Source organism: Pseudonocardia xishanensis (genome assembly GCF_039541715.1).
Taxonomy (GTDB): Bacteria; Actinomycetota; Actinomycetes; order Mycobacteriales; family Pseudonocardiaceae; genus Pseudonocardia; species Pseudonocardia xishanensis.
In genome coordinates, this window is sequence record NZ_BAABGT010000014.1 from 1 (window position 1) to 12,475 (window position 12,475).

Annotated in this window: 12 protein-coding genes and 1 pseudogene; 6 read left to right on the forward strand and 7 right to left on the reverse strand. The window is 75.3% G+C overall.

Translation table 11 applies throughout. The features are described 5' to 3' along the window. From ABD993_RS04470 to ABD993_RS04490, 5 genes and pseudogenes are all read left to right on the forward strand, one after another. Positions 1-270 (forward strand): annotated as a pseudogene (locus ABD993_RS04470) (methylase); the annotation flags it as partial. 202 nt (positions 271-472) lie between these two features. Continuing rightward, the gene (locus ABD993_RS04475) at positions 473-1,105 is read left to right on the forward strand and encodes an amidohydrolase family protein (RefSeq protein ID WP_345412970.1); all 633 of its coding nucleotides are present in this window, start codon (positions 473-475) and stop codon (positions 1,103-1,105) included. Positions 1,106-1,291: 186 nt separating this feature from the next. Continuing rightward, the gene (locus ABD993_RS04480) at positions 1,292-1,570 is read left to right on the forward strand and encodes a hypothetical protein (protein WP_345412972.1); all 279 of its coding nucleotides are present in this window, start codon (positions 1,292-1,294) and stop codon (positions 1,568-1,570) included. 36 nt (positions 1,571-1,606) lie between these two features. Beyond that, entirely contained in the window at positions 1,607-2,425 is an 819-nt protein-coding gene (locus ABD993_RS04485; protein WP_345412974.1) for a CE1 family esterase, read from the forward strand. Positions 2,426-2,502: 77 nt separating this feature from the next. Next, entirely contained in the window at positions 2,503-2,655 is a 153-nt protein-coding gene (locus ABD993_RS04490) for a hypothetical protein (protein ID WP_345412976.1), read from the forward strand. Positions 2,656-2,679: 24 nt separating this feature from the next. Here the strand turns inward: ABD993_RS04490 and ABD993_RS04495 are convergent, their stop codons facing one another. Genes ABD993_RS04495 through ABD993_RS04505 form a run of 3 tightly spaced genes read right to left on the reverse strand, consistent with a single transcriptional unit; the run spans position 2,680 to position 7,117 of the window. Further along, complete coding sequence (locus ABD993_RS04495) at positions 2,680-3,468, reverse strand: SDR family NAD(P)-dependent oxidoreductase (RefSeq protein ID WP_345412978.1); 789 nt, start codon at positions 3,466-3,468, stop codon at positions 2,680-2,682. Next, entirely contained in the window at positions 3,465-4,256 is a 792-nt protein-coding gene (locus ABD993_RS04500; RefSeq protein WP_345412980.1) for an alpha/beta hydrolase, read from the reverse strand. The genes ABD993_RS04495 and ABD993_RS04500 overlap by 4 nt, the downstream gene beginning before the upstream one ends. 59 nt (positions 4,257-4,315) lie before the next feature. After that, positions 4,316-7,117, reverse strand: coding sequence for an ATP-binding protein (locus tag ABD993_RS04505; protein WP_345412982.1), 2,802 nt, complete (start codon positions 7,115-7,117; stop codon positions 4,316-4,318). Positions 7,118-7,260: 143 nt separating this feature from the next. Between ABD993_RS04505 and ABD993_RS04510 the strand changes: the two genes are divergently transcribed. Continuing rightward, positions 7,261-8,460: an FAD-dependent monooxygenase gene (locus ABD993_RS04510; protein ID WP_345412984.1), complete on the forward strand. Its 1,200-nt coding sequence runs from the start codon at positions 7,261-7,263 to the stop codon at positions 8,458-8,460. Positions 8,461-8,462: 2 nt separating this feature from the next. Here the strand turns inward: ABD993_RS04510 and ABD993_RS04515 are convergent, their stop codons facing one another. From ABD993_RS04515 to ABD993_RS04530, 4 genes are all read right to left on the reverse strand, one after another. Beyond that, a complete protein-coding gene (locus tag ABD993_RS04515; protein ID WP_345412986.1) occupies positions 8,463-9,938 on the reverse strand; it encodes a DUF2252 domain-containing protein in 1,476 nt (491 codons plus the stop codon). Positions 9,939-10,019: 81 nt separating this feature from the next. Beyond that, on the reverse strand, positions 10,020-10,688 hold the full coding sequence (locus tag ABD993_RS04520; RefSeq protein WP_345412988.1) for a GAP family protein: 669 nt from the start codon (positions 10,686-10,688) through the stop codon (positions 10,020-10,022). A gap of 139 nt (positions 10,689-10,827) precedes the next feature. Beyond that, a complete protein-coding gene (gene add, locus ABD993_RS04525) occupies positions 10,828-11,805 on the reverse strand; it encodes an adenosine deaminase (RefSeq protein WP_345412990.1) in 978 nt (325 codons plus the stop codon). 10 nt (positions 11,806-11,815) lie between these two features. Beyond that, positions 11,816-12,415, reverse strand: a complete 600-nt coding sequence (locus ABD993_RS04530) for a VanZ family protein (RefSeq protein WP_345412993.1) — start codon at positions 12,413-12,415, stop codon at positions 11,816-11,818. Positions 12,416-12,475: the final 60 nt, after the last annotated feature.

Below are 12,475 nucleotides of genomic sequence, written 5' to 3' on the forward strand. Positions count from 1 at the left end.
CGGGTGTTCGAGCAGGCGGGCCTGCCCGCTCCGCGGCTGACCATGGGCGGCTGTCTCGGGCCGATGTCGGAGCCCGACGTGCTCGCGTTCGTCATGGGCGTGTGGACCGCGCTGTTCCCGGTGGCCGAGCGGCTCGGTCTGGACCTCGGGGACGGGCTCGCGGACCTGGGGGGCCTGCCGGAGCGGCTTCGCGCCGAGGCCGAAGCCGTCGACGGCGTCGTCCTCCTGCCGCCGCTGATCAGCGCGTGGACCAGGCTGCCCGGCGCCTGACTTCGGCCGCCTGGCCACTCGCAGTCGAGTCTCGCGGCCGTCGGTCCAGCGGGTTTCGGTGGTCTTGGCCCGCGACGGCGCCCAGCTGGTGCACCGCCTCGAGCGTGTCGCTGCACAGCGGCAGGCAGGACGTCCCGGAGCTGGTCGCGCGCTTCGTCCCGGCCGTGGTCGAGGCCGCCGAGCGGATCGCGGGATCGGCCCGATGAGCCGGCCCACGAGGCGCGGTCGGGGGAACGGACTCTCGACGCGGGGTGGCGACCTGCTGCTGCGCGACGTCCGCCCGGGCGGCGCCGCCGAGACGGACGTGTTGGTCCGGGACGGCCGGATCGCGGAGGTGGGCCCGGGCCTCGACGCCGCGGGCGCCACCGTCGAGGAGGGCGGCGGCGCGCTGCTCCTGCCCGGTCTCGTCGACGCCCACTGCCACGTCGACAAGACGTACTGGGGCCGCTGGGTGCCCAACACCGCGGGCCCGACGCTCGCCGACCGGATCGACAACGAACGCGCCCGCCGGGGTGAGCTGGGGATCCCGTCCGTCGAGGCGATCTCCGGTCTGCTGGACCACATGGTCGCGAGGGGCACCGCGGTGATCCGCACCCACACGTCGATCGATCCCGAGGTCGGGCTGGCCCGCGTCGAGGCGGTGGAGGAGGCGGCCGGGCGGCACGCCGGCCGGGTACGACCGCGACCCGGTCCGCGCTCGACGCCGTCTTCGACATCGCCGCCCGGCACGGCTGCGGTGTGGACGTGTACCTGCACGACACGGGCACGCTCGGCACGTGGCAGGCGGAGCTGGTCGTCGAGCGGACCCGGGCGTTGGCCATGGCGGGCCGCGTGACGATCAGCCAGGCGTTCGGCTTCTGCGGGGCGGACGCCGCCGAGCAGGACCGGCTGATCGCCCTGTCGCCGACGCCGGGGTCGCGATCGCGACGGCCGCGGTGTACGACCGCCCGGTCCCGCCGCTGGTCCGGATGCGCGCCGCCGGGGCCGCCGTGGCGCTCGGCAACGACGGCATCCGCGACCTGTGGGCCCCGTACGGCGGCGACATGCTCGAACACGGGCCCACCAGCTCGCCACCCGCGCGGCGCTGCGGGCCGACGACGAGATCGAGCTCGCCCTCGACGCCGCGACCACCGGTGGCACCCGGGTGCTCGGCCGACGGGACCACGGCGTCGAGGTGGGCTGCCGCGCCGACCTCCTCCTGGTCGACGGGGCGGTCCCGGCGGAGACCGTCGTGACCCGCCCGCCCCGGCGGCTCGTGGTGCACGGTGGCCGGGTGGTCTCTCGTCCCGACACCGGGTGAGGCGCACCCACCTCCTGGTGGTGGATACTGCCGACGGTGCGGCGCCTGCTCACCCTCCTGCTGCTCGCCCTGGTGACCGCCTGCTCGGCGCCCTCGGCGGGGTCCGCCCCCGCGTCGCCGGGCGTGTCCGCGCCCGCCGCCGACCGGACGGTGACCCTCGCCCGCCCCGAGGGGCCGCGGGAGGCACTCGTCGTCCGGCCGGCGTCGGTGGCGCCCGGCGCGCCGCTGGTGGTGGTCATGCACGGCAGCGGCGGCACGGCACAGGACATGCGGAGCCTGGGGTTCGACGACCTCGCCGCCCGGGACGGCGTGGTCGTGGCCTACCCGCAGGGGGTCGGGAGGACGTGGAACGCGGGCGCCTGCTGCGGGAGGGCCGCGTCCACGGGCGTCGACGATGTCGGCTATCTGTCCGCACTGGTCGAGACCCTCGTCGGGGCGGACGGCGTGGACCCGCGCCGGGTGTACGCGGTCGGCTTCTCCAACGGCGCGATGATGAGCTACACCTGGGCCTGCGCGGGCGGCGCGCTCGCCGGGATCGGCCCGGTCGCCGGTGCGGTCACCGGCCCGTGCCCGAGCCCGACACCGGTGACCGTGGTCGCCGTCGCGGGGACGGCCGACGACCGGGTCCCCCTCCAGGGCCGCCCGGAGCGGGGGTGGGCGTCCCTCGACGCCACCCTCGCCCCCTTCCTCACCGCCGACGCGTGCGGCACCGGGTCCACCGCGACCGACGGTGACAGCACCCGCACCACCTGGGCCTGCGGGGGCCGAGGCGTCACCCGCGAGGTGCTGTCGGGCCAGGGTCACGCCTGGCCCGACACCGCGACCGCCCTCCTCTGGGAGCAGTTCGCGCTCTGAGCCCCCGGACCGCGCGAGGGCGGAGGTGTGCAAGCCCCGCCCACGGGGAATCCCGGCCCGTTGATCGGGAGGTCCTCGTGGGCATCATCATCGCCTTGCTCGTGCTGTGGGTCGTGCTCGCCGTCGTCGGCTTCGTCGTGAAGTCGCTGCTCTGGCTGGCGATCGTCGGGATCGTGTTGTTCGTGGTCACCGGCATCGTCGGAGCGGTCCGGAGGCGATCCGTGCGGTGACCCCGGCCGGTGTCTCCCCCCGGCTCAGAGGGTGGTCACCAGGCCGCCGTCGATCACCACGTCCGTGCCGGTGACGGTGCCCGCGGTCTCGGAGGCGAGCAGCAGCACCACCTGAGCCACCTCCGACGGCCGGGTGAAGCGGCTGATCGGCGTACCCGCGACGGCGGCCGCCCGCACCGCGGCGGGGTCGGCGCCCTGCGCCTGCCCCAGCGTCTCGGCGACGCCGCCGGGGCCGAGCCACAACGCCGTCTCGACGGGGCCGGGGCTGACCGTGTTGACGCGCACGCCTGCCGGGCCGAGCTCCTTCGACAGCGACTTGCAGAGGCTGCGCAGGGCGGCCTTGGCGGCGCTGTAGTCGATCACTCCGGGGTCCGGCAGGGTGGCGTTGACCGAGCAGACCGTGACGATCGCGGACGGTGCGGCCCGGACGAGGTGGGGGACCGCGGCGCGGGTGGCGCGGACGGCGGACATCAGGTTCACCCGCAGCGCCCAGTCCCAGTCCTCGTCCGTGACCTCGGCGAACCCGTTCGTGCGGGGGTGGACACCGCCCACGTTGTTCACGAGCAGGTCGATGCCGCCGAAGCGGTCCACGGTCTGGTCGACCAGCGTCCGGCAGCCCGCGGTGGTGGTGAGGTCGTCGAGGACGACGATCATCTCGCTCTCGTCCGCGAGGGCGGACAGCTCGGCGGACCCGTTCAGCGCACCGGCCGCGACCCGTGCGCCCTCGCGGACCAGGGCACGGGCGATCTCCAGCCCGATACCCCGGCTCGCCCCGGTGACGACCGCGGTGCGGCCCGCGAGGTCGAGCTTCACAGGCCCTGCTCCTTCAGCCAGGTCAGGCAGAGCTCCGCGATCTCCGGCCAGCCGGAGTCGATGATCAGCGAGTGGCCGCGGTCGGGCAGGCTCCGGATCTCGGTGACGGCGTCGGAGTGGCGGTACTGCTTGAGGGTCGAGCGGGTCACAGACTCCGGGACGGTGTGGTCCTTGCCGCCGGCGATGAGCAGCAGCGGGCCACGGTTCCGGTTGGCGGTGTCGACCTTCGCCGGCGAGTGCGGGTCGAAGTTGGCGGACGCGGCCTCGAACAGCGGCTTGCCCGGCGCCGGGATCGTCCACCGCGCGAACAGCTCGTCCGACTCCTGCTCCGACACCGCGTTGCCGAACGCGAACCGGAACTGCTCGGCGGTCAGCGAGACCGCGCGGTGCCTGTTGCCGGGGTTCTTGAACACGGGCAGTGTGGCCCGCAGCGCGGAGAGCGGGACCGGGAGCACCCCCTTGATCTGCGCGGCGTCGATCGCCACCGCCGCCCGGGCGCGGTCTTGGCCCAGCAGCTTCTGGGCGATGAGGCCACCGAAGGAGTGGCCGACGAGGATCGGGGCCTGCGGGAGCTCGTCGATGATCCGGGCGAAGTGCTCGACGACGTCGTCGATGCCGTGGTCGGCGATCGCGTCGGGGTGCTCCCGCGACGCCTCCACGGTCGCGCCGTCCCCCGGCCAGCCCGGTGCCTGCGGGTCGTACCCGGCCCCGCGGAACAGCTCGACCCAGGGGTCCCAGGAGGTGGCGTGCAGCCAGAGGCCGTGGATGAAGAGCACAGGTGTGGCCATGGGTGTCGTCCTTCGTCCGGTGTGGCTCGAACGCTAGGGACGACGGGCGGGGCGCGGCTTCAGTCGTCGTGACCCGTCGGGGACGGGTTCTGGGGCGCGGGGCTAGCGTCGGACGACTGTCCGAGTGCCCCCGCCAGCTGACTGCGGTTGGTCACCCCGAGCTTCGGGAAGATCCGGTACAGGTGCGAGCCGACCGTCCGGTGGGAGAGGAACATCCGCTGGCCGATCTCGCGGTTGGACAGCCCCTGGGCGGCCAGCTCGGCGATCTGGGTCTCTTGCGGCGAGAGCAGCCCGCGCAGGCTCTGCGTGGGCCGCCAGCCCCGCTCGCCGGTCGCCCGCAGCTCGCGGTCGGCCCGGTGCGCCCAGGTCGTGGCGCCGAGGGTGTCGAAGGTGCTGCGGGCCGCCCGCAGCGGGCCGCGGGAGTCGACCGACCGCCGTTGCCTGCGCAGCCACGAGCCGTAGGCGAGCTGCAGTCGGGCGCGGTGCCACGGGAGGTCCCGGCCCGCGCCGTCGAGCCCGGCCCGGAACAGCTCCTCGGCCCTCTCCGGGTCGGCGTCGTCGGCGAGGACCGCGCGGGCGTACTCGAGCGGGATCGCCGAGCCCGCCGCCTGCGCGCTCGCCGTCAGCTTCTCCATCGCCGCGAGCAGGCCCGACGCCGGTTCCCGCCGGTCGGTGTGCACCGCCGCGTCCGCCAGGTAGCTGAGGGCCCAGATCTGCTGCACCTGCTGGTGGGCGGGATCGCTGCGGACGAACACCCGGTGCAGCTCGTCGAAGGCGGGCTCGGGACGCTCGGCTCCGAGCGCGGCGACCCCGCGGGCGAGCTGGACGCCCGCGAGCAGCGACGAGCTCGCGTTCGGCAGCCGCAGCGCGGTCTCCTCGGCGTCCGTGAGCAGCGGATGGTGCAGGTCCCAGCGGCCTGCCACCGCGTCGATCACTGCGACGGCGGCGCCCGCGGTGGCCGCCCAGACCGCCTGACCGGTCTCCTCCGCGAGCCGCAGGCCCTCGTCGGCCGAGCGCGACGCGTCGAACACCCCGAGGTTGATCTCGGCCCACGAGCGCAGGGCGAGGGCCTCGGCGAGCAGCCCGAGCCTGCCCTCGGCCCGCAGCTGCCGGATGGGGGCGGAGAGGAACGCCGTGGCCCGGCCGAAGTCGCCGACGCAGAAGGCGGCGATGCCGAGCACCCCGGCGACGTCCGGCCTGCCGTGCGCGTCCGCGGGCCAGCCGTCGAGGCGGTCCATGATCTCCGCGCCGAACACGAGCGGTTCGGCGAGCCCGAGCGCGGCGAGGCGGCGGGGATCCTCCGCCGCCAGCGGCACCTCGCGCGCGGCGCCGACGATCTCGTCCCGGACCCGCTCGCCGGGGTCCCGCCACCACACCCGGCGGGCGGCGCCGATGAGCAGCTGCATCGCGAGGTCGGTCTCGTCGTCCGTCGTGGCGCGCCGCGCGAGCGTGACGAGGTGCCGGATCTCCGCGGGCTCGCTCGTCGCGCCGTCGTGGAAGGCGCCCTCCAGCCAGGTCAACCGGGACCGGTCGCGAGCGCGCAGCGGCAGGTCGGCGACCCGTGCCGCGATCTGCTGCACCTGGGCGAAGCGCCCCAGCTCGTGGCCCGCCTCGGCGGCGTCGAGCAGCCGGGACGCCCGGTCGTGCGGGTCCGGGCTCAGCGCGGCCGCCCGTTCCAGCCACAGCACCGCCGTGGACACCGCTCCGCGGCGGCGGGCGTCCGCCGCCGCCCGCTCGAGCCCGGCCGCGATGCGCTCGTCCGGACCCGGCGCGGAGGAGGCCTCGTGCCAGATCGCGCGGTCCGGACGGGTGGCGAGGACGCGGGCGAGCGCCGCGTGCACCGCGCGGCGGGTCGCGGGCGGCATCGCATGGCGCAGCGCCGACCCGACGAGTGGGTGGGCGATCCGCACGACGTCGCCGGACAGGACGAGCAGGCCGAGGTCCAGGGCGGGGGCCACCGCGTCGCGCCGCCCCGCCGCCGGGTCCAGCAGCGCCGCGGCGGCCAGGATGTCGTCGACGTCCTCGCCGTCGTGCAGGGCGGCCACGTCCACGACCACCCGGGACGGCGCGTCGAGCCCGTCCGCCCGCGCCGCGAACGCGCGCTCGAGACGGGTGGTCATGGGCAGGCCGTCGTCCGAGCCGCCTGCGCGCCCGGACTCGACGGCGGCGGCGAACTCGAGGAGCGCGAGGGGGTTGCCGTTCGCCTCGCGGAGGATCCGGTCCCGCAGGTCCCGGGGCAGCCCCGGGGCCCGGGACCCGAGCAGGTCCGCCGAGTCCGGCCCGGGCAGGGGCGCCAGGTGCACCTGCGTGAGCGCGTCGCCGTCGGCGAAGGGGAGGGGCTCCCCGCGCGAGGTGCACACCACGGCGATCCGCTGGTCGGCGATGCGCCGGAGGACGAAGGCGATCACGTCGAGCGAGGGCTGGTCCACCAGCAGGGGGTCGTCCAGGCACAGCAGCACCGGCGCCTCGGCGGCCGCGTCGACCAGGAGCTCGAGGACGGCCAGGGAGATGAAGAAGGGCTGGGCGTCCGGCGGGTCGCTCATCGCGAAGCACGCGAGCAGCGCCTCGCGCTGGAGCGGGGGCAGCCGGTCCGCGCCGCCCAGCAACGGCCGCAGGATCTGGTGCAGACCGGCGAACGGGAGGTGGACCTCGGACTGCGCGCCCCGCGCGGCCAGCACGCGGAACCCCACCCCGCGCATGCGCTCGGCGAGCCCGGCCAGCACCGTGGTCCTCCCGATGCCCGGTTCGCCCACCAGGGCGAGGACCACACCCCCGACCTCGGCACAGGCCTCCACCCGCTCGACCAGCGCCCGCAGCTCCTCGTCCCGACCGACGAGGCCGGGGCGAGGGGGCAGGGTCACGCGGTGAAGCTTGCTTGCTGCACCGAGCGCAGTCCAGTGTGTGTCCCGTCCGTCGTCCGGGCCGCGCACATCGGGTCCGGGGTCGTCGATGAGTTTCGGCCCTCCTCGGCGTCTTCCCCTCGATGTCGACGAAGGAGGCTCCGGTGAGTGGTAGCAGGGTGTTGGTGGCGGGGGCGAGCATCGCGGGGCCCGCGCTGGCTCACTGGCTGCGGCGGCGGGGTGCCGAGGTGACCGTGGTGGAGCGGGCTCCCGGGCTGCGTCCCGGTGGTCAGGCGGTGGACGCCCGCGGGGTGGCCAAGGAGGTCATCCGGCGGATGGGGCTGGACGCGGAGGTGCGCGCGGCCTGCACGGACACCGCGGGCGCGTACACGGTGGACGTCGACGGGAACGTCGTCGAGACCTACCGCGCGGACGACGACGGCGGCGACGGCTACATCTCGGAGATCGAGATCCTGCGCGGGGACCTGTCCCAGGTGCTCTACGACGACACCCGGGACGGCGTCGAGTACGTCTTCGGCGACCGGATCGCCGAGCTCACCCAGGACACGGACGGCGTCGACGTCGTCTTCGCGAGCGGGGACCGGCGGCGCTTCGACCTGGTCGTCGGGGCGGACGGGCTGCACTCGGCGCTACGCGGCATGGTGTTCGGGCCGCGCGAGGAGTTCATCCGCCACCTCGGGCTGGTGCTGGCCTTCTACACCGTGCCCAACGAGTTCGGCCTGGACCGCTGGCTGATCGACTACCAGGAGGCGGGGCGCTCGGCGGGGCTGCGGCCCGTGGGCGACACCTCGAAGGCGATCGCCATGCTCTCGTTCCCGGCGGCCGACTTCGACGTCGACCACCGTGACGTCGAAGCGCAGAAGAGCCTGCTGCGCGAGCGGATGGCGGACTTCGGCTGGGAGACCCCGCGCATCCTCGCGCACCTGGACGACACCCCGGACTTCTACCTCGACCAGGTCGCGCAGGTCGTGATGGACCGCTGGTCGAGTGGGCGGGTGGCGCTGCTCGGGGACGCGGCGTTCAGCTCGTCGCCGATGTCCGGCCAGGGCACCGGGCTGGCGCTGGTCGGCGCGTACCTGCTGGCGGGCGAGCTCGCCGCCGCCTGCTGGGACCCGGAGCAGGGGTTCGCCGCCTACGAGGCCCGGATGCGCGCGTTCGTCGAGGCCAACCAGGAGATCGGCCGGGTGCACGTGCAGAGCCTCCAGGGGCCGCCGCCGGACGAGGAGCCGGACATGGAGGCCCTGATGGCACTGGCCGACCGCGCGATCAACGGCATCGAGCTTCCGGACTACGCCGACCTGCCGGACTCGCGGCCGTCGACCGCCTCGTCGGTCGCGCCGTAGGCCTAGGCGCTCGCTGCCGTGATCAGGCCCGCGCCGATCGCGGCGACGAGCGCGGCGTGGTCGCGTTCGTTCCGGTCCGCGTAGGCGCTCGCGAACTCGGCCACGGCCTTGTCGAACGTCGTGCCGGAGCCGAGGTAGCCCGCGACGGCGGCCGGGTCGCCGGTGCGGGCGTGCGCCCGGGCGAGGGTCCAGCCGCAGAGCTCCCCGTAGGTCGCCAGTCCCTTCGGCGTCATCCGCGCCACGTCCGCGGAGCCCTTCCAGTCTCGAAGCTGCCGGATGTAGAAGTCGCGGGTCCGGTCGTCGAAGCCGGAGACCCGGACCCAGCCGAGGAACAGGTCGCTGGCGGCCTGCATCATCCGCTGGCCGACCACCACCCGCTGCCCCGAGTTCTCGTACGCGCTCGCCGACAGGTACCGCTCCAGGACGGCGGGGCCCGCCTCCTTGGCCTGCAGGAACAGGGGATCGGTCGGTTCGTCGCCGAGCAGCAGCAACATCCAGGACCGGGTTCCCACACTGCCGACGCCCACGACCTTGCGGGCCATGTCGACCAACCGGTAGCGGTCCAGCAGCACCCGCCGCTCGTGTTCCAGGCTCTCCCGGTAGGCCCGGACCACCGTGTGCAGGTTCGCCCACACCTCCGCCGCGGACGCGGTCTCGGTGAGGTCGGAGACGGGCACGATGAGCGGGGGCTCGGCGATGATCCGGGGCTCGGCCGCGGACCCGCCCGCGAACCGGGCCAGTGCCCCGAGGTTGTCGCGGGTCCGCGCCTTCGCCAGGGTCTTCTCCAGCCGGGGGGCCCGGTCGCCCCGGATCTCGTGCTTGAACCGCCTACGCACGTCGTCGACGTCGGCCGGGGTGTACCAGACGTCGAGGGCGGTGGCCGCGGCGAACTCCGCCATCCCGGCCCGGTAGGCGGCCACTCCGGCGCGCACGATCCGGGTGCGTGCCCGGTGGGGGACGCGGTTCTCCCGGGCGGCGATCTCCAGGCTGGTCGCGAGCCGCTTGACGTCCCACTCCCAGGGGCCGGGAAGGGTCTCGTCGAAGTCGTTGAGGTCGAAGACCAGCCGCCGCTCCGGCGAGGCGAAGACCCCGAAGTTGGCCAGGTGGGCGTCCCCGCAGAGCTGGACCTCCAGGCCCGTCCGCGGCGTCCGGCTCAGGTCGCTCGCCATCGGCAGGGCCGCCCCGCGGTAGTACGCGAAGGGCGAGACGGCCATCCGGCCGTACCGGATGGGCAGCAGCTCGGGTACTCGCGAGGTGTCCTGGCCGCGCAGGAGGTCGAGCGGGTCCTCCCGGTCCGCGTCCGGTCCGAGCTCGGCGTGGCCGGCCCGGGACACGTCGCCGCGCAGCGCACGGCCGCGCGCGGCCCGCTCGGCGCGGGACGGCCGCGGAGGCTCGGGGGCGGTCGGGGGAGCCTGCTCCCCGTCGTCCCCGCCCGGACCGGTCGTGCGCGGCCGCAGGCGGGTGTCGCTGCGAGTCACCGAGACTCCGCGGCCGGGTCGGGACGCCATACCGTCAGGGTTGCCATGCCCGCACTCTGCGCGGGCGGCGGGGCCGGGGCATCACCCGTGGCGGGCGAGCTCGAGGACGGCGTCGACCAGCAGGTAGCCGCCGAGGACGCCCAGTACCAGCACGGTGAGCAGCCGTCGGTGTGTGTGGACGAGGCCGCCGAGGCGCACGACCAGCTCGCGCGACAGCTCGGCGCGGCGCAGGGACAGCAGCAGGGCCACCGTGGGCAGCAGGAACCAGATCGCGTTGTAGACGCCGATCTGCAGGAGCGCGCCGGGCACACCGTCCGAGCTCCCGACGATCGCGTTCAGCGCGGCGAGGTAGACCAGACCGGGCAGGTGGGTCAGCACCCCGGCCACGGCGGAGCCGCGCACCGTCAGGCCCTGCAACCTGCGCTGCATCCAGGTCGGTTCGTCCGGCGGTGGTGCGCTGCGCCGGTGCGGCGCCCACCCCGCCCAGGCCGCGCCCGCGTACCCCAGCGCCGCCCCGCCGAGGACGAGGTCGAGCACCGGTCGCGGCGCCGACGACGACGTGGCCGCGGCCAGGCCGTTCAGCAACAGCACCACGACGACGCCGACGAGCACGCTGAACGCCGCGCCGGTCACGACGTAGGCGACCAACAGCCGCTGTGGCGTCCGGGTGGCGAGGATGGCGAACACCGCCGCCACGGTGGTCGGCCGGACGACCGTGGTCAGGGCGAGCAGCAGTGCCTCGGTGCTCACCGCAGGCTCAGCCGCCGGCTGCCTGCGGCGGTGGGTCGCTCGGCGGCCGGAGTCGTCACGGTCCGGACGCTAGAACCGGTGACGGACGGCGGCCTCACCCGCGACGGGCTACTGCCCGGTCCGCCGACCCGCCCTCCGGTCACGGGGAGGCGGGCAGACCCGCCGACAGCCGCGCGCGCTCGGAGTCGGTGAGGAAGGCGCACCCGACGGCGCGCCGGTCGAGTGCCGCGAGCGCGCCCTCGTCGGATCCGAGCAGCTCCGCGGCGATCACGCGCTCGGCCGACAGGGTCGAGCGGGTCTGGCGCGGGTTGTCGTCGCCGAGCACCACGCCGACCCCCGCCGCCTCGAACCGGGGCAGCGGATGGTCGGCCAGGCTCGCGCAGGCCCCGGTCAGCACGTTCGACGTCGGGCACACCTCGACCACCACCCCGCGCGCGGCGAGCTCCGCCAGGACGTGCGGGTCGGTGGCCGCGCGGGTCCCGTGCCCGATCCGCGTCACCCCGAGCAGGTCCATCGCCTCGAGGGCCGCCGCGGCGGGCGCGGCCTCGGCGGCGTGGCAGGTCAGCCCCAACCCGGCCGCGCGGGCGATGCCGAAGGCGGGGACGTAGCGGTCCACCGCCGGGAACCGCAGCTCGTCCCCCGCCAGGTCGAACCCGACGATCCCGTCTCCGGCACGGCGCGCTGCGGCCCGCGCGACGGCCAGGTTCCGCTCGTCGGAGTGCGAACGCAGCGCGGCGAGCACGAGGCCCGCCGGCATCCCGGTGGCGGCCACCCCCTGGGCCACGCCCTCGCACGCGGCGTCGACCACGTCGTCGACATCGAATCCGGGCCGCACGTGGGTCGAGGGCCCGAACCGCAGCTCCAGGTAGTCCTGGCCGTCCGCGGCGGAGTCCTCCACCGCCTCGCGCGCCACCCGGGTCAGCATCTCCCGGTCGGCGAGGAACGGGTAGCTCGCCCCGACCTTGTCGAGGTACGCGGTCAGGGTGCCGGGCTCGGCGACCTCCAGCGCACCGGCCCACCCGCCGGGCGGCTCCGGGAGGCCGAGCGCGGTGGCGAGCTCCAGCGCCGTGGCGGGCCGGATCCTGCCCTCCAGGTGCGAATGCAGGTTGACGAGCACGCTGAGGACACTACGGGCGCGAGGCCCCGGGCTCGGTCATCTCCCCGCGGGGAGCAGCGCCGGCCGGGAGGGTCGCGGTCCGCCACCAGCGGCGGGAGGCCAGGGCGCCCAGGAGGGCGCCCGCGGTGTTGACCAGGACGTCGTCCACGGAGGAGACCCGGTCCAGCTGCAGCACGAACTGCGCGGTCTCGATCAGTACCGAACACCCCGTCCCGAGCGCCAGGACGCGGGGCAGCGAGGCGAACGCCGTGAACCGCACCGGGGCGAAGGCCCCCAGCGCGGCGAGCCCGAGCAGGTTGCCGACGATCCCCGGCCAGCCCATCGTGGGCAGGTCGGTCAACGGGACCAGGCTCAGCCGACCCGGCACCTCGCCCGGGCGGCTGCCGGGCAGCATGGTCATCCAGACGAACCAGACCGTCCCGTAGACCATCCCGACCTCGGCCACGGACCTGCGGCGCGCCCACCCCGGCTCGGTGCCCGTGACCCGGCGCCGGTGCGCCAGGGCCCATGCCACGAGGGCGGCCACGGGGAGGCAGGCCAGCGTCAGCAGTGCGACGCCGGTGAACGTGTCGACGAGGTCGTGCCATCCGCGGATCACAGGGCGAGTCAAGCCGCCGCGGTGTCGTCGGCGCGTATCGATTTCCCGATACGCCGGCGATAGGCGCCTGCT